Genomic DNA, 20,964 nt, shown 5'->3' on the forward strand with positions numbered 1-20,964 from the left:
GCCAAGGACGCATCCGGGGCCGAGGGCGCATCCGGGGCCGAGGGCGCATCCGGGTTTGCCGGCGCGTCCGGCCCGAAGGCGTCGGCGAGCGGCAGGTCCCAGAGCCGGGCCGCCACCTCCTCGAGCGTCGCGGTCTCGGCGAGCGCGACGGCATCACGGCCGCGGTAATACAGCCGCCCGTCGCGGATCAGGGTCACGGCGGTTTCCAGCACCGGCAGGCCCCAGTCGAGGGCGGCGCGGGCGACCTCCCGCGGCCGACGGCCGCGCCGGCGGGCCTCGGCGAGGCGCGCGACCGCCTCGGCCGCGTAGGCCCGCACCCGCGGATCCGCGGTCGGATAGGCCTCGATCAGCCCGCGGCTGACATAGGCGTAGAGGGTCTGGCGGCTCACGCCGAGACGGGCCGCGGCCTCGGTAGCGGTGAGATAGGCGGTCACGGGGGCCTTGCGTCGATCCGGTGTTGATTCGCGTAATCAAGATTGACGATCTGACCCTGTCGGCGCGCTCCTGTCACCGGAGACGGGCGAGGCAATCGGGGACCAGGAGGTCCCGCGCCTCGTCTCATCCCCGATGGCCCTGGCGAAACACGGGAGCAGGCGATGACGTTCGAGGCGGGCCCTCCGGCCTTCGCGGCGATCCTGGGCACGATCCGGCGCTCCTTCGGCGCCGAGGCCGCGCCGCCGGTGGCGGTCACCGGACGGGGCGCCCTCCCCTCGATCTACCCGGTCAGCGACCTCGCGGCGGCCTCGGTCGCGGCGGCGGGGCTGGCGCTGGCCGAGCTCGTCGAGGCCCGCTTCGGCCGGCATCCGGGCGTCACGGTCGACCGGCGCCTCGCCGCGTTCTGGTTCGCCCGCTCGCTCCATCCGCAGGGCTGGGAGTTGCCGCCGCTCTGGGATCCGGTGGCCGGCGACTATCCGGCGGCCGATGGCTGGATCCGGCTCCACACCAACGCGCCGCATCACCGCGACGCGGCCCTGTCGGTGCTCGGCACGCCACCGGAGCGGGAGGCGGTGGCGGCGGCCGTGGCGCGCTGGCGGGCGGACGATCTCGAGACAGCCGTGGTCGCGGCCGGCGGCTGCGCCGCCGCGATGCGCTCGGCCGAGGCTTGGGGCCTCCACCCGCAAGGGAGGGCGGTGGCGCAGGAGCCTTTGATCGCCTGGGATCCGGGTATGGCCGGGCCGGAGGGCCTCGCGGCGGCGCGCCGCGACCGGCCTCTGATGGGTTTGCGGGTCCTCGACCTGACCCGGGTGCTCGCCGGACCCGTCGCGACGCGCTTCCTCGCCGGGTTCGGCGCGACGGTGCTGCGCCTCGATCCGCCGGGCTGGGAGGAGCCCGGCGTGGTGCCGGAGACGACCCTCGGCAAGGCCTGCGCCCGCCTCGACCTCGAGGACCGGGCCGGCCGGGCCCGGTTCGAGGACCTGCTCGCCACGGCGGACGTGCTCGTCCACGGCTACCGGCCGGATGCGCTGGTCCGGCTCGGGCTCGATGCGGCCGCCCGCGCCCGCCTGCGGCCGGGCCTGATCGATGTCAGCCTCGACGCCTATGGCTGGACCGGGCCGTGGCGGGCGCGGCGCGGCTTCGACAGCCTGGTCCAGATGAGCTGCGGCCTCGCCGAGGCCGGGATGGCCTGCGCCGGTGCCGACAGACCGGTGCCGCTGCCGGTCCAGGCCCTCGACCACGCCACCGGCTATCTGATGGCGGCGGCGGCGCTGCACGGCCTGACCCGGCGCCTCACGACCGGGCGGGGCGCAGCGGCGCGCCTCTCCCTCGCCCGTACCGCCGCCCTCCTCGCCGCCGCGCCGACGCCGCTCCCCGAGGCGGCGCCCGCCGCCCCGGACCGGGCCGACTTCGCCGAGGCGCCGGAGCCGACCGGCTGGGGACCGGCCTTGCGCCTGCGCCCGGCCCTCGCCCTCGACGGCGTGCCGATGGCCTGGGACCGTCCCGCCGGCCCCCTGGGCGCCGCCGCGCCGGCCTGGTGAGGAACAGGGCCAGCGAGCGGGAGTTGGCCGGGCTCATCCGCGACAGGAGGAGCCCATGGCCGGCGAGAAGCCCCACGGCGACAAGACCCACGCGCAGAACATCCGCCTGATCGAGGGCAAGGACGGCCCCAACGTGCCGGCCGGCGGCGGCGCCCGCATCCGCACCAGCGCCGATCCCACCCGGCCGCCCTCCACCTACCAGGAGAGCCGCGACCACAACAAGCACAACAACCCCGGCCAGGACGGCCACAGGCCGCAGAAGCACAGCCCGGCCGAGGAGAAGCCGTGAGCGTTCGTCAGCCTCGATGGTGAGTGATACCAACGGTCGTTGAAAACGACCTTTGGTTCCGTTCTCGAATTTTCGCCAAGCTTTTGGCTTGAAATCGAAAATTCGAGATGGGTCAACGGCCTGATGCGTCAGCATCTTAGGCCGTTGGTATGACACTCCCGGCGTCATTCCGGGGCCGCGAAGCGGAGTTCGGAATGACGCCGGGAGCATATCGATCCGGCCTGGGCCGGTCGAAGACTACGATCGCCGCCCCGTCGACCCTCGGGCGATCAGACGCCCGCTCAGGACCACCTTGCGCACCGGCTGTCCGGGAGTCTTCAGCCGGTCGAACAGCAGCCCCATCGCCTGGGCGCCGATCTCGGCGACCGGCTGCTCGATCACCGTCAGGCCGGGCTCGACCAGCTCGGTCCAGGGCTCGTTGTCGAAGCCCGCGAGCGCGATTCCGCCGGGCCAGGCGACGCCCGCGGCGCGGGCTGCCCGCACCGCCCCCATCAGGATCAGGCCGTTGGAGACGACCAGCGCCTCGGGCCGCCCCGGCTCGGCGAGCCAGCGCGCCACCTCGCCCTGCGCCGGCTCGGCATCCGGCAGCACGGTGCGGACCTGCGGCGCGAGGCCGTGCCGGCGCATCGCCGCGAGATAGCCGTCGCACCGTTCCCGGGCGGTCGAGCTCGTGGAGCCGAACAGGCCGCCGATGCGGGAATAGCCCTGCTCCACCAGGTGATCGACCAGGGCGGCGCCCGCCGCCACGTTGTCGAGCACCACCCCGTCATGGCCGCCCGGGGGGCCGGTGCGGTCGATCAGCACCAGGGGAAACGGGAAATCCTCCGGGCGCAGCCGCTCGGCGGTGCGGCGGGTCGGCGCGAAGACGACGCCGGTGACCCGCTCCTCCTGCATCAGGCGCAGGTACAGGGCCTCGCGCTCGGCATCCTCGCCGGTGTTGCACAGGATCAGCCGCATCCCGGCCTGGTAGGCCGCATCCTCCACCGCCCGGCTGACCGCGGTGAAGAACGGGTTGCGGATGTCGGCGACGATGAGCCCGATCGTCTGGGCGGCCTGCGAGCGCAGGCGGCGGGCGGAGAGATTCGGCCGGTAGCCGGTCGCCCGCACCGCCGCCTCGACCTGCTCGCGCAGGGCGTCGCTCACCGGGCCCTTGCCCAGGGCCCGCGACACGGTCGCGGTGGAAACGCCCGCCGCACGGGCGACGTCACGGATGCCGACGGTCATCGCCTCGAAAACGTTTTCAGACTCGATACAACCGTTGTGACAGGACGGGCCGCTCCGGGCAAGTCCTGACACTCGCCTTGCGCGCAGCGCCGGCCGAACTCTGTTGACACGCGTTGTGAAAACGTTTTCATAGACAACAAGGAAAACCAGCCATCTTCCGGGAGGAAGCCTCGCCATGCTCGCGCCGACACCGCCGCTGACGCCGCGCGTCCTGATCCGCACCGCCGCCAGCCCCTCGACCAAGGAAGCCGCGATCCGCGAGGCGGCCCAGCTCCTCGTCGCAGCCGGCTGCATCGATCCGGCCTACGAGGCGAGCATGCTGCGCCGCGAGTCGGTGGCGAACACCTATCTGGGCCACGGCGTGGTGATCCCGCACGGCATGGTCGACGATCGCGCCCTGGTGCGCGAGAGCGGGCTCGCCGTGCTCCAGGTGCCCGGCGGCGTCGCCTGGCACGACGGGCAGGACGCCCACCTGGTGGTGGCGATCGCGGCCCAGTCCGACACCCACATCACGATCCTGCGCCGCCTCACCCGGCTGATCCAGGACGAGGCCCGGCTGGAGCGCCTGCGCATCACGACGGATGCGGGCGAGATCGCCGCGGCTCTGGCCGAGGATGCGGCCGCTTCCGGTGCCGCCGGCCCGGCCGCCGACCTCGCCCAGAGCTTCGCCTGGACCGTCGATTATCCCACCGGCCTGCATGCCCGCCCGGCCTCCGCCTGGGTCGAGGCGGCCCGCGCCAGCCCCGCCCGGATCCAGGTCCGCCACGGCGCCGAGGTGGCGGATGCCAAGAACCTGATCGCGCTGCTCCAGCTCGGCCTGCGCGCCGGCGACGAGGCGGTGATCTCCGCCGAGGGCGACGACGCCCCGGCGGCCCTCGCCCGGCTCAAGGCCACGGTCACCGGCCTCTCGGCCGGCGAGAAGGCCGCCGCCGCCCGCGCGGCGGAGGCCGCCGCGAAGGCCGCCGCCCCGGTGGCGGGCTGGAACCCCGCCGATCCCTGCCAGGTGATCCCGGGCATCGGCGCGAGCCCGGGCCTCGCCATCGGGCCGATCCACGTGCTCGGGCCCACCGAGGTCGCGGTGCCGGACGAGCCGGAGCCGCTGACGAGCGGCGGCGACCGGCTGCACGCGGCCCTGGAAGCGACGGCGGCGCAGCTGAAGGCGCTCGCCGACGATACCGGCCGGCGCCTCGGCCAGGCCGATGCCGGGATCTTCAAGGCGCAAGCCGACCTCATCGCCGACACCGACCTGATCACGCTGGCCTGCCAGCTGATGGTCGAGGGCCACGGCGTCGCCTTCGCCTGGCACCGGGCGGTGGAGCGGATGGCCGGCCAGCTCTCGGCGCTGGGCAACCCGGTGCTCGCCGCCCGCGCGGCGGACCTGCGCGACGTCGGCCGCCGGGTGCTGGCGCAGATCGACCCCGCGCTCCAGGCCGGCCACGCCCTGCCGGACCAGCCCTGCATCCTGCTGAGCCCCGACCTCGCCCCCTCCGACACGGCCGGGCTCGATCCGGCCCGGGTGCTCGGGCTCGCGACCGCCCAAGGCGGCCCGACCTCCCACACGGCGATCCTCGCCCGCACCCTCGGCATCCCCTCGGTGGTGGCGGCCGGGCCCGGCCTGCTTGCGCCTCCCGCCGGCAGGACCGCGATCCTCGACGGCACCACCGGGCGGCTCTACGTGAGCCCGAGCGAGCGCGACCTCGCCTCGGCGCAGGCCTGGCGCGACTCCCTGCGGGCGACGCAGGAGGCGGAAGCGCGCGAGCGCGGCCTGCCGGCCCGCACCCGGGACGGCCACGCCCTCGCCATCGGCGCCAACGTCAACACCCCCGACCAGGTGCCCTTCGCCCTGTCGCAGGGCGCCGAGGGCGTCGGCCTGATGCGCACCGAGTTCCTGTTCCTCGAGCGCGGCGACACCCCGGGCGAGGACGACCAATACGCGACCTACCGGGCGATGCTGGAGGCGCTGGCCGGCCGGCCGCTGATCGTGCGCGCCCTCGACATCGGCGGCGACAAGCAGGTGCCCCACCTCGCCCTGCCGAAGGAGGAGAACCCCTTCCTCGGCGTGCGCGGCGCCCGGCTGCTCCTGCGCCGGCCCGACCTGATGGAGCCGCAGCTGCGCGCCCTCTACCGCGCCGCGAAGGATAGCGTGCCGGCCGACGCCCCGACGGGCAAGGACGCGCCGCTCTCGATCATGTTCCCGATGATCACCTCGGTGCCCGAGCTGCTGGCCCTGCGCGAGGCCTGCGAGCGGATCCGGGCCGGGATCGGGGCGCCCGCCGTGCCGCTCGGCATCATGATCGAGGTGCCGGCGGCGGCGATCCAGGCCGATGCGCTGGCGGCCCATTGCGACTTCTTCTCGATCGGCACCAACGACCTGACCCAGTACGCCCTCGCCATCGACCGCCAGAACACCGAGCTGGCGCCGGAGGCCGATTCGCTCCATCCGGCGGTCCTGCGCCTGGTCCGGATGACCTGCGAGGGCGCGGCCCGGCACGGGCGCTTCGTCGGGGTCTGCGGCGGCATCGCCGGCGATCCGTTCGGGGCGGGGCTGCTCGCGGGCTTGGGCGTGCACGAGCTGTCGATGACCCCCCGCGACGTGCCGGCCGTGAAGGCGCGCCTGCGCGCCGCCTCGCTCTCCGCGCTGAAGGCGCTGGCCGACGAGGCCTGCGCCCAACCCGACGCCGCGGCGGTGCGCGCTCTCGACCGGGAGGTGCGGTCGTGACCCGGATCCTCACCCTCACCCTCAACCCGGCGATCGACCGGACCGTCACCCTCGACCGGCTGGTGCCGGGCGAGGTCCACCGCGCCCGCGCGGTGCGCGACGATGCCGGCGGCAAGGGCATCAACGTGGCGAGCTGCCTCGCCGATTGGGGGATCCCGGTCACGGCGGCGGGGGTGCTCGGCGCCGGCAACGCCGCCGCCTTCGAGGCCCTGTTCTCCGCCAAGGGCATCGCGGATCGCTGCGTCTGCGTGGCGGGCGAGACCCGCACCAACCTGAAGCTCGTCGATCCCGCCGGCACCACCGACGTGAACCTGCCGGGCCTCGCCCTCGATCCCGCGACCCTGCGGGCGGTCCGCGCCGTGCTCGCCGAGGAGGCCGGCCCGGACACGCTGGCGGTGCTCGCCGGCAGCCTGCCGGTGGGGGCGGAGGCCGGCCTCTACGCCGAATTGACGGCGGAGCTGAAGGCGCGAGGCGCCCGGGTGCTGCTCGACGTGTCCGGGCCGCCCCTCGCCGCCGCCTTGTCGGCCGGGATCCTGCCGGACATCGTCAAGCCGAACCGGCACGAGCTGGAGGAATGGGCCGGCCGCCCCCTCCCGGCGCTTGCCGACGTGGTCGAGGCGGCCCGCGACCTGAACCGGCGCGGCATCCCCCTGGTGGCCGTCTCGCTCGGGGCCGAGGGCGCGGTGTTCGTCCGCGGTGCCGAGGCGCTGCACGCCCTCGCCCCGGCGGTCGACGTGGCGAGCACCGTCGGGGCCGGCGACGCCCTGGTGGCGGGGCTGGTGGCCGGCGTCTTCGCCGATCTGAGCCTCGCCGACACCGCCCGCCTGGCGCTCACCTTCGCGGCCGGCAAGCTGACCCGGGCCGGCGCCAACCTGCCGGGGCGCGGGGAGGTCGAGGCGGTCGCGACGACGATCGAGGTTCGCGTCCTGCCGACGCGATGAAGCGCGACGCACCGGGTCCATCGATCGATCCGACCACGATTCCGCTTCTCCGGGTCATCCCGGGGCTCGCCGAAGGCGGGAGCCCGGGATCCGGAACCGCAGGCGGTGCAGAACGAAGCGGGCTGTCTTCCGCTCCCTTCTGAACGTCTCGAGGTTCTGGATTCCGGGCTCCGCTTCGCGGCCCCGGAATGACGGTGGAGGGTGTCAAGACCAGCAGCCAGATCAAGCAGACGACCTCAGGAGGAACATCCCATGACCCACTTGGTGGCCGTCGTCGGGGGCGGCGATCTCAGCACCCATGCGGTGCTGGCGGCCGAGGCCCTGCGCCGGGCGGCAGGGCGGCGCAACCAGCGCCTCGACCTCGAATTGCGCGGCCGCGGCGCGACCGGCGCTCCCTTGAGCGAGGGCGCGATCCGGGACGCCGATGCGGTGCTCCTCGTCGGCACCGGCGACGAGACCGACCTCGATGGTCTCGCCCGCAGCCTCGGCCGGGCCGCCGCCCTGCACGGCCGGGCCCTGCTGGTGCGCCTCGACGGTCCGCCGGAGGCCCGTGCGGGCCTCATCGACCTCGTCGCCGGCCGCGCCGACTTCACCACCGTGATCCGCCCCGATGCCGGCCCGCGGCTGCACCTGATCGGCCGCGGCCGCGGCGATGCCGAGGCCCTGGTCGCCGGCCGCGACGCCCTCGGGCTCACCTTCGACGCCCTCGGCGAGGCCTATGACTGGGTGATCGTCTGCCTCGGCGAGGGCTTCTCGGCCGGGACCCGGCCGCTGGTGAGCGCGGTCTCGGCCTGGATGGACGCGGTGGTGATCGCCTCGAATGCCGAGGCCGACGATCCGCGCCTCGTCGACCTGTTCGATACCGCCGAGGCCGCCGGCGTGCCGGAGGTGATCGTGGCCCAGGACCGGGTGCCGACCGCCATGCCCGCCTATCCCATGCCCGCCTACCCCTTGCGCCGGTCGGCCTGAGAGGGCGTCAAGGGCCGGCGCGGCGGGGCCGCTGTGCATCCGGCGTGTAGTCGATCGTCGTGAAGCTGCCGCCCTGGAAGGTCCGGGCGATCGGGTCGAGGGGGTTCTCACGGGCCAGGATCTCCTCGGCCCAATCCTCCGCCGACTGGGTCGGCCGGTAGCCGATCGCCGCGGCGGCGGCCGCGTTGTCCCAGTAGCTGCGCGGGTTGTTCGAGGCGCCCCAGACCGCCACGTAGCCGGGGATCGGCGCCGCGATGCTGCGCAGCACGAGCTGGGCGAGGTCGTCGTGGCCGAGCCAGGTCGAGAGGTGGCGGAATTCCGTCGGACGCGGCAGGGCGCTGCCGATGCGCAGGGCCACCCCCTCGATGCCGTGCCGGTCCCAGTACATCCGGCCCATCAACTCGCCCCAGGCCTTGCTCAACCCGTAGAACCCGTCCGGCCGGAACGGCGCGTCGATCGCGAGCCGGTCGTCCACCGCATGCATGCCGAAGGCGTGGTTGGAACTGGCGAAGACCACCCGGCGCAGGCCGTGGCGGCGGGCGCCCTCGTAGACCGCGCGCAGGGCGACGAGATTGTTCTCGATCACCTCCGGCAGGGGCTTCTCGACGCTGGTGCCGGCCATGTGCACCAGCACGTCGGTGCCGTCGAGCAGCCGGTCGACGGCCTCCGCCTCGCGCAGGTCGCCGCTCGTCACCGTCTCGGCGTCGGAGAGCGGCGTCAGCGCCACCGGCCCGCCGCCGGAGCGCAGGACGTGGCCGGCGGCGAGCAGCCGCGGCCGCAGCACCGCCCCGATCTGCCCGCCCGCCCCGGACAGGGCGACCCGGATCCCCGCTGCCTCGCTCATGCATCCTCCCGTGTCGTCGTTGGTGCGCGCCAACCCGGCGCGAGGTCACGCCCCATCATCGGCCAGCCGCGGCGCGCCGTCGAGGCGCGACGCAGCCGCTTGCATCGGGCGGCACGTCCCGCGAAGGTCCGCCGCGCAAGAAGACCGACAGGAGGAACGCCCCGTGTGGACGCCGACGATCCGGTATCCCGACCCCGCCATCGAGGTCATCGACCCCTCCTTCGCCCGCTACCGGGTGTTCAGCGCCGGGATCGAGCGCCTCGCCACCGGCTGCCGCTGGAGCGAGGGCCCGGTCTGGTTCGGCGACGGGCGCTATCTCCTGTGGAGCGACATCCCGAACAACCGCATCCTGCGCTTCGACGAGGAGAGCGGCGCGGTCTCGGTCTTCCGCAAGCCGTCGAACTTCGCCAACGGCAACACCCGCGACCGCCAGGGCCGCCTCGTCACCTGCGAGCATGGCGGGCGGCGGGTGACGCGCACCGAGTATGACGGCGCCATCACGGTCCTGGCCGACCGTTTCGAGGGCAAGCGCCTCAACTCGCCCAACGACGTGGTGGTGGCCGCGGACGGCGCGGTCTGGTTCACCGATCCGCCCTTCGGCATCCTCGGCAATTACGAGGGCGAGCGGGCGGAGCCCGAGCTGCCCCAGAACGTCTACCGCCTCGACCCGGCGACCGGGGTGCTGGCGGCGGTGGCGACCGGCCTCGCCGGGCCGAACGGCCTGTGCTTCTCCCCCGACGAATCGATCCTCTACCTCGTCGAATCGCGGGCGCAGCCGAACCGCCGCATCCTCGCCTTCGACGTCGCGGGCGGGCGTCTGACGAACCAGCGCGTCCACATCGATGCCGGCCCCGGCACGCCGGACGGCTTCCGGTGCGACATCGACGGCAATCTCTGGTGCGGCTGGGGCATGGGCTCGGACGCCCTCGACGGGGTGATGGTCTACAACCCCGAGGGCATTCTGATCGGCCGCATCCGCCTGCCGGAGCGCTGCGCCAACCTCTGCTTCGGCGGCCGTCACCGCAACCGGCTGTTCATGGCGGCGAGCCAGTCGCTCTACGCGGTCTATGTCGACACCCAGGGGGTGGCCGGGGGGTAAGGCCCCGGCAGCCTCAAGCGGAGCCGCACGGCGCCACTCTGCTCAGGTTCTTGTTTTCGCATCATTGTCACCGCCGAACCGGTGACCGCTTCACCGGTGACCGCTTCGGCGAATGATGCTCAGGCCCGCCGCCCCGCCGCCACCAGGCACAACAGCTCGAACAGCACCTGCGCGGCGCATTGCGCCGTGTTGCTGGTCGGGTCGTATTGCGGCGCCACCTCGACCACGTCGCCGCCGACCACGTTCACGCCGGCGAGGCCGCGCAACAACGCCAGCACCTCGCGGGGCGTGAGCCCGCCCATCTCCGGCGTGCCGGTGCCGGGCGCGAAGCCCGGATCGAGGCTGTCGACGTCGAAGGAGAGGTAGGTGGGGCCGTCGCCGGCGACCTCCCGGGCCCGGGCGATCACCGCAGGGATCCCGAGCTGCGCCACCTCCTCGGCGTGGATCACCGTCATGCCGGAGACGTACGAGAACTCCCACAGGTACTCGGCGCCGCCGCGGATGCCGATCTGGATCGTGCGGGCGGGATCGAGCACGCCGTCGAGCACCGCCTGGCGGAACGGGCCGCCATGGTGGAACTTCGAGCCCTCGTAGACGCCGCCGGTGTCGCAATGGGCGTCGATGTGGATCATGCCGACCGGGCGGCCGGCGCCGACCGCCCGAAGGGTGGCGCGGCTGATCGAGTGGTCGCCGCCCACCGCCAGCGGCACCACGCCGGCCTTCACCACGGTGGCGAAGAACGCCTCGATGTCCTCGTGGCAGCTCTCGAGGGAGAAGCGGCTGCGGAACGGCACGTCGCCGATATCGGCCGCCTTCAGCTCCGCCGCCGGGGTGATCCGCAGCACGTGCTCGTAGGGGCCGATGCGCTCCACCGCCCGCACCGCCCGCGGCCCGTGGCGGGCGCCGGCCCGGTTGGTGACGCCGAGATCCATCGGCACGCCGATCAGCGCCACGTCGAGGCCGCCGAAATCGGGCAGCGTCGCGGCCTCGGGGCGGAACGGCAGGTCGAGGAAGGTCGCCGGATCCGCGAAGGGCCACTTGCGCCGATCGCTCTCGCTGAATTGCTGTGCCGCCGCCTTCGCGAAGTCCGGATCGTCGATGTCGCCGCCGGTCGCGTCGAGGTAGCGGGCGCGAAGGGCCGCGAGCTTGGCCTGATCCATGGGGGCTCCGGAGGTGAGGGCCCGCACCGGCTCTCGCGAGCCCGCGGGCGCGGCACTCGGGGGGCGGCCCCTGAGGGCCCCGGTGCACCCGGCGTGCCCTCGGCCCGCACCGCCCGGCCACGAGTCAAGCGCAGGCCGGCCATGCTGGCAAGCCCCGTTGTGCGGGCGGGGGCCGGCGGTTCAGGAAGTCCCGGCCGGCGCAACCGCCGCCGACGCAGGCTCCCTCACGATCGCGAAGGCCGCCAGAGATGGGCGACACGCCCCCCGATGCCGCCGCGCGCCGCGCGCCCGCAGCGGCCTGACCGGCCCGATGCGCGTCTCCCTGGCCCCGGCCTGGCCGGGCGTCTGGCTGCTCGCCGGCGCCCATCTCCTCGCCTTCGCGGACCGGTTCGTCGCCGCCCTGGTCGCCCCGGCGATCAAGGCGGACCTGCATCTGAGCGACTTCGCGATCGGCCTGGCGCAGGGCACCGCCTTCGTGGCGGCCTTTGCCGTCGCGACCCTCATGGCCGGCCCCCTGGTCGACCGCGTCCACCGCCCGCGCCTGATCGCGGCCGGGATCCTGGTCTGGAGCCTCGCCTCGCTGGCCTGCGGGCTGGCGACCGATCTCGCCGAGCTCGTCCTCGCCCGCATGGGACTCGGCCTCGGCCAGGCCGTCCTCACCCCGGCCGCCCTCGCGCTCATCGCCGCGCGCCAGCCGCGGGACCGGATCGGGCAGGGCGTCTCGCTCTACACCGCGGGCGCCGTCCTGGGACGCGGCACGGCCCTGGTCCTGGGCGGCGGGCTCCTCGCCCTGCTGCCCGCGGCGGTGACGGTGGCGGGCTTCCCGACCCCGGTCGCGTCCTGGCGGGTGCTGTTCGGGCTCAGCGTCCTGCCGAACCTCGTCCTCGTGACGCTGCTGCTGCGGCTGGACGATCCCGGCCGCGGCGGCCCGCAGGTGCGGGTGCGGACGCGGATCGGGCCGTGGCTCGCCCGGCATGCGGGGCGCTACGCCGCCATGACCGTGGCCGGAGGCGCCGTGACCCTGGTCGTCCAGACCACCAATGCCTGGGCGGTCACGCTGCTCGTGCGCCGTTTCGGCCTGCCGCTCTCCTCGGCCGGCATGCTGTTCGGGGTGGTCGTGGCCCTCGCCGCGCCGCTCGGCCAGTTCACCGGCGGACGCCTCCTCGACCGCGCGAGGCGGGGCGTCCTTCCGGGCGGGCGGCTGCTCCTCGGCGTGCTCGCCGGCACGCTGCCGCTCGCCGCGATCGTCGGCCTGACCGACCGCCTCGCCCTGGCGACCGCCGCCCTCGCCGCCCTGGTCTTCGGCCTCGGGATCGGCTCGGTGGCGACGCTCGCGGGCCTGCAGATCATGACGCCGCGATCCTTGCGCGGCCGCGTCACCGCGCCGTTCATGGCCTGCATCACGCTGGCGGGCTTCGGGCTCGGCCCGCCCCTGGTCGGGCTCCTGGCCGATCGCGTCTTCGGCGAGGCCGGCCTCGGCCACGCCCTGCTGGCGACCAGCGCGCTCGCCTACGCGGCGGGCCTCGTTGCGCTTGCGGCCGGGGCGCCCTACCTTAAGGGAACCACGAACAGGCAGGCGCGGGCCGGTCGCTGAGCGGCCCGCAGGATTGCCCGCAAGAGCGATGGATACGATCACCCTCGGTCCGACGATCTCCAGCCCGGGCCGGCGAGGTCGAGGGGCCACCGACGAGGCCGCCTTCGAGGCCTATCGCGCGCTCTATAGCGGCGGCACCGACGTCGATCGCGCACCCGGAATCCTGCGGACCGAGGTCGTCGCGTACCGGTTGCCGCGGATGCTGCTGTTCGACCGCCGGCTCGCCGGCGTGTCGCATGCCCGCGGACCCCGCCGGGTCGCCCGCGACGGCTTCGACCACATCACCGTCCACCTCGTTCTCTCCGGCAGCCTGATGCTGGAGGTGCCGGAGGCGAAGCGCCGGGTCGAGGCCGGGACCCTCGCGCTGTTCGACCTCACCCGGCCGCAGCGCACCTGGACCGAGGGCGCGCGCATCGTCACCGCCGCCATCGCCCGCGACCGCCTCGATGCCGCGACGCTGGACGGCCTCGACCTGCACGGACTGGTCCTCGGCCCGGGCGAGGCGGGTCTGGTGATCGACTTCGCGCGCTCGCTGGCCGCCCATGCCGGGGCCCTGACGCCCGAGCTGGCCGCCGTCGCCACCGACTCGCTGTGCCTGATGCTCGGCGCGACCCTGGCCTCCCTGCGCGACCGGACCCTGCGGGCCGCGGCGCCGATCGCGGCCGGACGCGCCCATGCCCGGGCGATCGCCTATATCGAGCGGCATCTCGGGGACCAAGCCTTGACCACCGCGGCGATCGCCGCCGGCGCCGGCGTGTCGCGCAGCGCGCTCTACCGGCTGTTCGAGCCCGCCGGCGGCGTCGCCCGGTACGTGCAGCAGCAGCGCGTGACGCGCCTGCGCCGCGCCTTGTCGCGGGCCGACGACGATCGGACTATCGACGAGCTGGCCCTCGCGACCGGCTTCGCCTCGCCGAGCCATGCCGGCCGGCAGTTTCGCACCGCTTTCGGCATGCCGCCGGGAGAATATCGGCGCAGCCTGCGCGCCAAGGCCGAGTCGACCCGGATCGCACAGGGCGACGCATTGCGCGCAAGACTCGACGGCCCGCTTCCCGGCCTGACGGCCTGGCACGGCGAGCTTCTCTGAGCAGCCGACCGGAAAGGAACCGATGGTCGCGCCACGGCGCAGCCGGCCCCCGCAGGCCGCGCCGCGACGCCTCGGCCGCACCGGCCGACAGACGGCGCGGGCGGCCCACCGGATCAGGCTCAGGCGCTGCGCGGACGCCCGCGCCTGGCCGGCTTCGCCTCGATGGCCGGCGCCTTCACGACCGCGTCGGAGGTGGCGCGCTTGGCCGCCGCAGCGACATTGCGGCCCCGGCCCAGCCCGATGCTCTTGGCGAGCTCGGAGCGCTGTGCGGCGTAGTTGGCGGCGACCATCGGGTAGTCGTGCGGCAGGCCCCACTTGCGCCGGTACTCCTCGGGGGTGAGCCCGCGGGTCGACAGGTGGCGCTTGAGCGACTTGTACTGACGGCCATCCTCGAGGCTGATCAGGTAATCCGGGGTCACCGTCTTCTTGATCGGCATCAGGGGGGTGAGCTTCTCGGGCTCCTTGGCGCTGGGCTGGCCGAGGGAGACGAACGCGCTGTGCACGGCGCCGATCAGGCCGGCCAGGTCGGCGGCCGGAACCGAGTTGTTGGCGACGTAGGCCGACACGACGTCGGCGGCGAGGGCGACGAAATCGACCTCCTGGACCAGATCTTCTTGCGACACGGATATTCGTCCTAACTTACGCACCCGTTCGACGGGCATACGCGCGATATCGGGCATCGCACCGCAGTTTCAACCCATCTCGGCCCGTCCGCCGCTGAATTTCCCACAGATGCTTTTGATAATCGGGCAGGCTTGCGATCACGCAACGGCTTCATGTCGAGCCCGGAAGCTCGACCAAGCCTTGCGCAACGCCACGGCTACTCGCCCGCGAACTCTGGAGCGAAGGTCGGATGCGCGCATCATGCACGATAAAATGAGCAGAAATGGCTCATATCGCATCGGGACACCGGTGGACAATCCGGCATGGGGCCTTTCCCTGGCACCGGACTTGCCCTAACGCCGAACCACGACCGGCGAGAGCGGCCATGCCCTTCAACTCCCTGCCGTTCCTGCTGCTGTTCCTTCCGGTGGCGCTCGGGCTGCACGCCCTCTGCGTCGCCCGGCGGCCGGGCTGGCGCGTCGCCTGGCTCGCCGGGCTGTCCTTCGTCTTCTACGGCTGGTGGGACCTGCGCTTCGTGCCGCTGCTCGCCGGCTCCGTCGCGGTCAACTGGCTCGCCGGCGAGGCCTGGCTGCGCACCGGGCACAGAATCATCCCGGTCGCCGCCATCGTCCTGGATCTCGGCCTGCTCGGCCTGTTCAAGTATCTCGGCTTCTTCGCCGGGCTCGTCGACGCCGTCACCGGGGCGGAGGTGCCCCTCGTCTCCCTGGCGTTTCCGCTCGGGATCTCGTTCTTCACCTTCCAGCACATCGCCTACCTGGTCGACCTGCGGCGCGGCACGGCGGAGCGGATGACGCTGTCCGAATACGCGGTCTACGTCGCGTTCTTCCCCCGGGTGATCGCCGGGCCCCTGGTGCGCCCGGCCGAGCTCAGCGGGCAGCTGCGACTCCCTGAGCCGGCCTCCGCGGACCGGGCGGCGCGCGGCCTGATGCTGCTGACCGCGGGCCTGGCCAAGAAGGTCTTCCTCGGCGACGGGCTCGGCACCTTCGTCGATCCGGTCTGGGCTGCGGCGGCCGCAGGCGGGCAGCCGGATCTCGCGGCGGCGGCGCAGGCGACGATCGGCTACGCCCTCCAGCTCTACTTCGACTTCTCGGGCTACACCGACATGGCGCTCGGCCTCGCGCTCCTGTTCGGCATCGCCCTGCCGGACAATTTCCGGGCGCCCTACCGGGCGGTGTCGATCCAGGATTTCTGGCGGCGCTGGCACATCACCCTGTCGTCCTTCCTGCGCGACTACCTCTACATCCCGTTCGGCGGCAGCCGGCACGGCGTGCCGCGCCAGCTCCTGGCGCTGCTCGCCACCATGGCGCTCGGCGGGTTGTGGCACGGGGCGGGGCTCACCTTCGTCGCCTGGGGGGCGGCGCACGGCGTCGCGCTCGGCCTGCACGTCCTGTGGCGCCGCGCCGGCCTCGCCCTGCCGGACTTCGCCGGCCTGCTCGCGACCCTCGGCTTCGTCTGCCTCGCCTGGGTGCTGTTCCGGGCGCCGGACTTCGCCACCGCCTTGTCGGTCTATCGCGGCCTCGTCGGGCTCGGCACCGACGCCACCGGGTCCGCGGCCGGATTCTGGCCGCTCGCGGCCGGCGCCGCGGCCCTGGCGATCCTCGGGCCCACCGCCCGGGAAACGGTGGACAGCCTCGTCCCGCGGGCCTGGGCCGCCGCCGCGACCGCGCTGCTGCTCGCCGCGATCCTGCTCCAGGTCGGCAACGACGCCAACCAGGCCTTCATCTATGCTCGCTTCTGAGGCTCCGGCCCACCGCTTCCTGATGCTGACGGCGGCCTTCCTCGCGCTCCTCGTCGCCGGGGTGGCGGGGCGGGTGATCTGGTTCGACGCCTACTGGATCTTTCGCCAGGATCCGCCCTGGCGGCAGGAGACCGGCGGCAACAGCCGCCTGCTCGACCGGCAGACCCGCCGGGCCAAGGCGCTGCAGGCACTCACGCGCCCCTACGACCTCGCGCTGATCGGCAGCTCGACGGTGTATCACGGCCTCGACCCCGCGGACGTCACGGCGTTCGCGCCGGACAGGGTGTTCAATGCCGGCATCTCGGCGATCATCGCCACCGAGCTGCCGGTGATCGCCGCGGTGGTGGCGTCGCGGGCGCCGGCCCGGGCGACGCTGGGGCTCGACTACTACATGTTCTCGCGCCCGAGCGTGCCGGTGCATCTCGACGGGGCCCTCGCCACCCCGAGCGGCCGGCTCACCGCGCTGATGGGCAGCGTGCTCGGCCGCTACGCGCTCGCCGACAGCCGGCTCGCGGCGGTCACGGGCGGCGACGATCCGGGCGCCTGGACCCGGGAGGGCTATCGCGTCACCCCGCCCCTGCCGGCGGCGCTGACTCTCGAGAACGACGCCACGCGCCGGCGCACCACGGCGCCGTTCCGGCCCGAGACCCTGGCGGGCCTCGACCTCGCCCTCGAGCGGCTCTCGGGCCTCGACGTGACGATCTACCTCTCCCCGGTGAGCGACGCGCAGGGGCGGGTCCTCGCCGATCTCGGGCTGGCCGGCGACGTCTCGCGGTGGCGCGAGGCGGTGATGCGGCTCTGCGCCGCCCGCGGCCGGCCGGTCCTCGACCTGACCGGCCTCGGACAGCCCTATCCGTTCGATCCGGCCAAGGGCTCCACTCCGGCCTGGCTCGACAACCTGCACTACACGCCGCTGATCGGCCGCCAGGTGCTGGAGCGGCTCGGCCTGCGCCGGCCGGCCGGCCGGTGAGCGCGGCTCGCCCCCCTGCCCCGCCGCTGAAGACCTCCGGCCTGCGGCGCCATCACGCGCTGATGGCCCGCCTCGCCGCCGGCCCGGCGCCGGAAGCAGTGGCCCTCGGCGATTCGCTGGCCGCCGGATGGCCCGAGCCCGATCTCGCGGCCGCCACCGGCCTGACCACGCGCAATCTCGGCCTGCCCGGGGACCGGGTGCAGACCACCCGCTGGCGCCTCGCCGCGATGGCCGCCTTCCCTCTCCGGCCGCGCCTCGCGGTTCTGATGGTCGGCACCAACAGCTTCGCGGATGGCGACGCGCCGGAGGTCATCGTCGCCGGCCTCGCCGACCTCGTGGCGGCCCTGCGGGCGGCCTGGGCGCCGCCGGTGATCGTCCTCGCCTCCGTGCCGTGGCGCGCCGCCCCTCCGGGGCGCAGCGAGGCGGATCGCCTCGCGCTCAACGCCGTCATCGGCGATCTGGCCCGCATGCAGGCCCTCAGGCTCCTGGACTGCGACGCGGCTTTTCGCCCCGATCCGGCCACTGGCCTCGACGCCGACCGGCTCCATCTCAACGCCCGCGGCTACGCATCGCTCAGCGCCGCTCTCGCCTCGCTCCTCCGTACCGGCTGAATCGAGGGCCGGGCCGTCCCTGTCATCGGATCGTCACGAGAGCGGCCGACACGCAGGCATTCCCGAGAGGACAGGAGCCCCGCCCGATGGATTTCCACCGCCGCTTCACCGTGCTGATGTGCACGCCGGCCTTCGACCCGGACGACCTGGAGGGCGTGCGCGTCAACCAGATCGTCGCGGCGGTCGAGGAACGCGGCTTCGAGGTGGTGCGGGCCCGGCGCGTCGAGGACGCGGCGATCGCGGTGCAGACCGACGCGGCGGTCGGCTGCCTGGTGGTGGATTGGGGCAAGCGCGGCCTCGACGGCAAAGCGGCGGCGCTCATCGACATGATGCGCAAGCGCGGCCTCGAGATGCCGATCGTCATCATGGTCCGGCGCAAGCGCCTGGAGGATATCCCCGTCGAGCTGCTCGACTTCATCGACGGCTACATCTTCCTCGCCGAGGAGACGCCCGAGTTCATCGCCCGCGGCCTCGTCAGCCGGGTGACGCAATATGCCGAGACCCTGAAGACCCCGTTCTTCGGCGCGCTGGTCGACTACGCCGAGAAGGGCAACCAGCTCTGGACCTGCCCAGGGCACAATGGCGGCATCTTCTACAACCGCTCGCCGATCGGCCGCATCTTCGTCGAGCATTTAGGGGAAGCGATCTTTCGCGACGACCTCGACAATTCGGTCCTCGATCTCGGCGACCTCCTGACCCACGAGGGGCCGGCGCTGAAGGCGCAGAAGGAGGCGGCCCAGATCTTCGGGGCGGAAAAGACCTATTTCGTGCTCAACGGCACCTCGGCCTCGAACAAGATCGTCTTGTCCTCGCTGGTCGCCGAGGACGACCTGGTGCTGTTCGACCGCAACAACCACAAGGCGGCGCATCACGGCGCGCTCTTCCTCGGCGGCGGCATCCCGATCTTCCTCGAGACCGACCGTAACGCCTACGGGCTGATCGGCCCGATCTTCCACGAGGCCCTGGACGAGGCCAAGATCCGCCAGAAGATCCGCGACAACCCGCTGGTCAAGGACAAGGAAGCCTGGCGCAAGGAGCGGCCGTTCCGCGTCGCGGTGATCGAGCAATGCACCTATGACGGCACGATCTACGACGCCCGCGAGATCGTCGCGAAGATCGGCCATCTCTGCGACTACATCCTGTTCGACGAGGCCTGGGCCGGCTTCATGAAGTTCCATCCCCTGTTCCAGGGCCGCTACGCCATGGGGCTGACCGGGCTCGACGAGACCTCGCCCGGCATCATCGCCACGCAATCGACCCACAAGCAGCTCGCGAGCTTCTCCCAGGCCTCGCAGATCCACACCAAGGACGGCCATATCCGCGGCCAGACAAGGCGGGTGGAGCACCGGCGCCTCAACGAGAGCTTCCTCGTCCACGCCTCGACCTCGCCGTTCTACCCCCTCTTCGCCTCCCTCGATGTCGGTGCCCAGATGATGAAGGGGCGTTCCGGCATGATCCTGTGGGACGACACGATCCGGCTCGGCATCGAGTGGCGCAAGAAGGTGCGGGCGATCCGCAAGGAGTTCGAGGAGAACGAGCGCGACCCCAAGCGGCGCTGGTTCTTCGATCCCTTCGTGCCCGACGTGGCGACGGGAGACGGCGGCGCCGAGGTGCCGTGGGAGAGCCTGCCCACCGACGAGCTCGCCTCGGACGCGCGCCACTGGGAGCTCAAGCCCGGGGCCGGCTGGCACGGCTTCACCCATGTCGCGCCCGGCTACGCCATCACCGATCCGAACAAGCTCACGGTGCTCACCCCCGGCTTCGACCGGCGCACCGGCGAATACACCGAGCACGGCGTGCCGGCCCCGATCGTCGCGCAGTACCTGCGCGAGAACCGCATCGTCCCGGAGAAGAACGACCTCAACTCGCTGCTCTTCCTGCTGACGCCGGGCGTCGAATCCTCGAAGGCCGGCACGCTGATCTCCGGCCTCGTCGCCTTCAAGCGCCTGCACGACGACAACGTGCTGCTCGAAGAGGCGATGCCGGAATTCGTCCGGCGCCGGCCGCAGCGCTATGGCGGCGTGCGCCTGCGCGACCTCTGCGCCGACTACCACGCCTTCCATCGGGAATCGGGCACATCGAGCCTGCAGCGCAAGCAGTTCATGCCCGAGCACCTGCCCGAGATGGTGATGGCGCCGAAGGCCGCGGCGCAGATGCTGACCCGCAACAACGTCGACTTCGTGCCGATCGCCGAGGCCGAAGGGCGCATCGCCACGACCCTGATGCTGGTCTATCCGCCGGGCATCGGCACGGTGCTGCCGGGCGAGCGGCTGGACGAGCGGGCGAAACCCATGCTCGACTACTTCAAGATGTTCGAGGCCGCGGCCAACCTGTTCCCGGGCTTCGAGGCCGAGATCCAGGGCGTCTACCGCCAGGTCGAGCCCGATGGGCGCATCCGCTTCTACACCTACGTGCTGCGGGAGGGGCGCTGATGGATTCGGTGGCGGCACAGCCCGGGATCGTGATCCGCCCGTCGACCGACACGGACGTGGCGGCGATGATCGAGATCTACGAGCACCACATCCGCCACGGCGTCGGCGATACCGGCGACTTCGAGGAAGACCGGCTCCGGCCGGACGACCTCAAGCGCCGGCGCAAGAACATGCGCTCGAAGCGCCTGCCCCACCTCGTGGCCGAGCGCCACGGGGTGGTGGCGGGCTACGCCTACGCGGTGCCGTTCCGCAAGCGGCCGGCCTACCGCTACACGCTCAAGCACTCGATCTACGTGCATGCCGGCCATCTCCATGCCGGGATCGGCCGGCGCCTGCTGCCGGCCTTGATCGAGGCCTGCGCGGCCGGGGGCTACCGCCAGATGATCGGCTACATCGACGCCGAGAACGAGGCTTCCTTACGCCTGCACGAGGCCTGCGGCTTCACCAAGGTCGGCCACCTGCCGGCCGTGGCCTACCGCCACGGCCGCTGGGCCGACAGCGTGATGGTGCAGTGCCCGCTCGGGACGGGCTCGTCGGACCAGCCCTCGACCTGGCGGCAGGAAGCGGTGGTGCAGGAGGCGCGGGCGCCGCTGCCGGCGACGTGAGACGAGACCGGGACGGGGCCGGCGGCTCCGTCCCGTCACGAGCCTCCCCCCGGCACGACGGCGGGGCCGACATCCGGGCCTGACA

The 20,964-nt window shown here is 73.1% G+C and carries 18 protein-coding genes; 13 read left to right on the forward strand and 5 right to left on the reverse strand.

The genetic code is table 11. From position 1 onward, the window contains the following. On the reverse strand, nt 1-434 hold a 434-nt coding region (locus tag VQ03_RS16400; protein ID WP_048451991.1), incomplete at its 3' end, for a helix-turn-helix domain-containing protein. Between the two features lie 162 nt (nt 435-596). Here VQ03_RS16400 and VQ03_RS16405 point away from each other — a divergent pair. Then, a complete protein-coding gene (locus tag VQ03_RS16405) occupies nt 597-1,976 on the forward strand; it encodes a CoA transferase (protein ID WP_048451968.1) in 1,380 nt (459 codons plus the stop codon). 55 nt (nt 1,977-2,031) lie between these two features. Further along, nucleotides 2,032-2,265 (forward strand): hypothetical protein, encoded by a 234-nt coding sequence (locus tag VQ03_RS16410; RefSeq protein ID WP_048451969.1) that lies wholly within the window; start codon nt 2,032-2,034, stop codon nt 2,263-2,265. Nucleotides 2,266-2,502: 237 nt separating this feature from the next. Here VQ03_RS16410 and VQ03_RS16415 read toward each other — a convergent pair whose 3' ends face one another. Beyond that, the gene (locus VQ03_RS16415) at nt 2,503-3,489 is read right to left on the reverse strand and encodes a LacI family DNA-binding transcriptional regulator (RefSeq protein ID WP_048451970.1); all 987 of its coding nucleotides are present in this window, start codon (nt 3,487-3,489) and stop codon (nt 2,503-2,505) included. A gap of 175 nt (nt 3,490-3,664) precedes the next feature. On the opposite strand from VQ03_RS16415, the gene ptsP reads away from it, so the two are divergent. From ptsP to VQ03_RS34640, 3 genes are all read left to right on the forward strand, one after another. Next, entirely contained in the window at nt 3,665-6,208 is a 2,544-nt protein-coding gene (ptsP, locus tag VQ03_RS16420; protein WP_048451971.1) for a phosphoenolpyruvate--protein phosphotransferase, read from the forward strand. Next, nucleotides 6,205-7,149 (forward strand): 1-phosphofructokinase, encoded by a 945-nt coding sequence (pfkB, locus tag VQ03_RS16425; RefSeq protein ID WP_048451972.1) that lies wholly within the window; start codon nt 6,205-6,207, stop codon nt 7,147-7,149. Before ptsP ends, pfkB begins: the two co-directional genes overlap by 4 nt. 252 nt (nt 7,150-7,401) lie before the next feature. Next, complete coding sequence (locus tag VQ03_RS34640) at nt 7,402-8,118, forward strand: hypothetical protein (RefSeq protein WP_048451973.1); 717 nt, start codon at nt 7,402-7,404, stop codon at nt 8,116-8,118. A 7-nt stretch (nt 8,119-8,125) separates the two neighbouring features. Here the strand turns inward: VQ03_RS34640 and VQ03_RS16435 are convergent, their stop codons facing one another. Then, entirely contained in the window at nt 8,126-8,962 is an 837-nt protein-coding gene (locus VQ03_RS16435; RefSeq protein WP_048451974.1) for an NAD-dependent epimerase/dehydratase family protein, read from the reverse strand. Nucleotides 8,963-9,125: 163 nt separating this feature from the next. Here VQ03_RS16435 and VQ03_RS16440 point away from each other — a divergent pair, with 163 nt between their 5' ends. Then, nucleotides 9,126-10,061: an SMP-30/gluconolactonase/LRE family protein gene (locus tag VQ03_RS16440; protein ID WP_048451975.1), complete on the forward strand. Its 936-nt coding sequence runs from the start codon at nt 9,126-9,128 to the stop codon at nt 10,059-10,061. A 119-nt stretch (nt 10,062-10,180) separates the two neighbouring features. On the opposite strand, the gene speB is transcribed toward VQ03_RS16440, so the two are convergent. Further along, nucleotides 10,181-11,221 (reverse strand): agmatinase, encoded by a 1,041-nt coding sequence (speB, locus tag VQ03_RS16445; RefSeq protein WP_048451976.1) that lies wholly within the window; start codon nt 11,219-11,221, stop codon nt 10,181-10,183. Between the two features lie 310 nt (nt 11,222-11,531). Between speB and VQ03_RS16450 the strand changes: the two genes are divergently transcribed. Together VQ03_RS16450 and VQ03_RS16455 are read left to right on the forward strand one after the other, a co-directional pair. After that, nucleotides 11,532-12,815, forward strand: a complete 1,284-nt coding sequence (locus tag VQ03_RS16450; RefSeq protein ID WP_048451977.1) for an MFS transporter — start codon at nt 11,532-11,534, stop codon at nt 12,813-12,815. A gap of 28 nt (nt 12,816-12,843) precedes the next feature. Then, nucleotides 12,844-13,899, forward strand: a complete 1,056-nt coding sequence (locus VQ03_RS16455) for a helix-turn-helix domain-containing protein (protein WP_053078611.1) — start codon at nt 12,844-12,846, stop codon at nt 13,897-13,899. Nucleotides 13,900-14,018: 119 nt separating this feature from the next. Here VQ03_RS16455 and VQ03_RS16460 read toward each other — a convergent pair whose 3' ends face one another. Further along, the gene (locus VQ03_RS16460; protein WP_048451978.1) at nt 14,019-14,522 is read right to left on the reverse strand and encodes a Ros/MucR family transcriptional regulator; all 504 of its coding nucleotides are present in this window, start codon (nt 14,520-14,522) and stop codon (nt 14,019-14,021) included. A gap of 365 nt (nt 14,523-14,887) precedes the next feature. Here VQ03_RS16460 and VQ03_RS16465 point away from each other — a divergent pair, with 365 nt between their 5' ends. From VQ03_RS16465 to VQ03_RS16485, 5 genes are all read left to right on the forward strand, one after another. Next, nucleotides 14,888-16,261, forward strand: a complete 1,374-nt coding sequence (locus VQ03_RS16465; RefSeq protein ID WP_048451979.1) for an MBOAT family O-acyltransferase — start codon at nt 14,888-14,890, stop codon at nt 16,259-16,261. Next, nucleotides 16,248-17,231, forward strand: coding sequence for a hypothetical protein (locus VQ03_RS16470; RefSeq protein WP_048451980.1), 984 nt, complete (start codon nt 16,248-16,250; stop codon nt 17,229-17,231). Before VQ03_RS16465 ends, VQ03_RS16470 begins: the two co-directional genes overlap by 14 nt. Beyond that, nucleotides 17,228-17,842, forward strand: coding sequence for an SGNH/GDSL hydrolase family protein (locus tag VQ03_RS16475; RefSeq protein ID WP_245292105.1), 615 nt, complete (start codon nt 17,228-17,230; stop codon nt 17,840-17,842). Before VQ03_RS16470 ends, VQ03_RS16475 begins: the two co-directional genes overlap by 4 nt. An 86-nt stretch (nt 17,843-17,928) precedes the next feature. Beyond that, the gene (locus VQ03_RS16480) at nt 17,929-20,274 is read left to right on the forward strand and encodes an Orn/Lys/Arg family decarboxylase (protein WP_048451982.1); all 2,346 of its coding nucleotides are present in this window, start codon (nt 17,929-17,931) and stop codon (nt 20,272-20,274) included. Next, complete coding sequence (locus tag VQ03_RS16485) at nt 20,274-20,879, forward strand: GNAT family N-acetyltransferase (protein WP_048451983.1); 606 nt, start codon at nt 20,274-20,276, stop codon at nt 20,877-20,879. The genes VQ03_RS16480 and VQ03_RS16485 overlap by 1 nt, the downstream gene beginning before the upstream one ends. Nucleotides 20,880-20,964 lie beyond the last annotated feature (85 nt).

The sequence above is a fragment of the Methylobacterium tarhaniae genome, assembly GCF_001043955.1.
Taxonomy (GTDB): Bacteria; Pseudomonadota; Alphaproteobacteria; order Rhizobiales; family Beijerinckiaceae; genus Methylobacterium; species Methylobacterium tarhaniae.

Coding starts and splice junctions, on each gene's coding strand:
- VQ03_RS16405 (WP_048451968.1), top strand. CDS start 597: ATGACGTTCGAGGCGGGCCCTCCGGCCTTCGCGGCGATCCTGGGCACG.
- VQ03_RS16410 (WP_048451969.1), top strand. CDS start 2,032: ATGGCCGGCGAGAAGCCCCACGGCGACAAGACCCACGCGCAGAACATC.
- VQ03_RS16415 (WP_048451970.1), bottom strand. CDS start 3,489: ATGACCGTCGGCATCCGTGACGTCGCCCGTGCGGCGGGCGTTTCCACC.
- ptsP (WP_048451971.1), top strand. CDS start 3,665: ATGCTCGCGCCGACACCGCCGCTGACGCCGCGCGTCCTGATCCGCACC.
- VQ03_RS34640 (WP_048451973.1), top strand. CDS start 7,402: ATGACCCACTTGGTGGCCGTCGTCGGGGGCGGCGATCTCAGCACCCAT.
- VQ03_RS16435 (WP_048451974.1), bottom strand. CDS start 8,962: ATGAGCGAGGCAGCGGGGATCCGGGTCGCCCTGTCCGGGGCGGGCGGG.
- speB (WP_048451976.1), bottom strand. CDS start 11,221: ATGGATCAGGCCAAGCTCGCGGCCCTTCGCGCCCGCTACCTCGACGCG.
- VQ03_RS16450 (WP_048451977.1), top strand. CDS start 11,532: ATGCGCGTCTCCCTGGCCCCGGCCTGGCCGGGCGTCTGGCTGCTCGCC.
- VQ03_RS16455 (WP_053078611.1), top strand. CDS start 12,844: ATGGATACGATCACCCTCGGTCCGACGATCTCCAGCCCGGGCCGGCGA.
- VQ03_RS16465 (WP_048451979.1), top strand. CDS start 14,888: ATGCCCTTCAACTCCCTGCCGTTCCTGCTGCTGTTCCTTCCGGTGGCG.
- VQ03_RS16470 (WP_048451980.1), top strand. CDS start 16,248: ATGCTCGCTTCTGAGGCTCCGGCCCACCGCTTCCTGATGCTGACGGCG.
- VQ03_RS16480 (WP_048451982.1), top strand. CDS start 17,929: ATGGATTTCCACCGCCGCTTCACCGTGCTGATGTGCACGCCGGCCTTC.
- VQ03_RS16485 (WP_048451983.1), top strand. CDS start 20,274: ATGGATTCGGTGGCGGCACAGCCCGGGATCGTGATCCGCCCGTCGACC.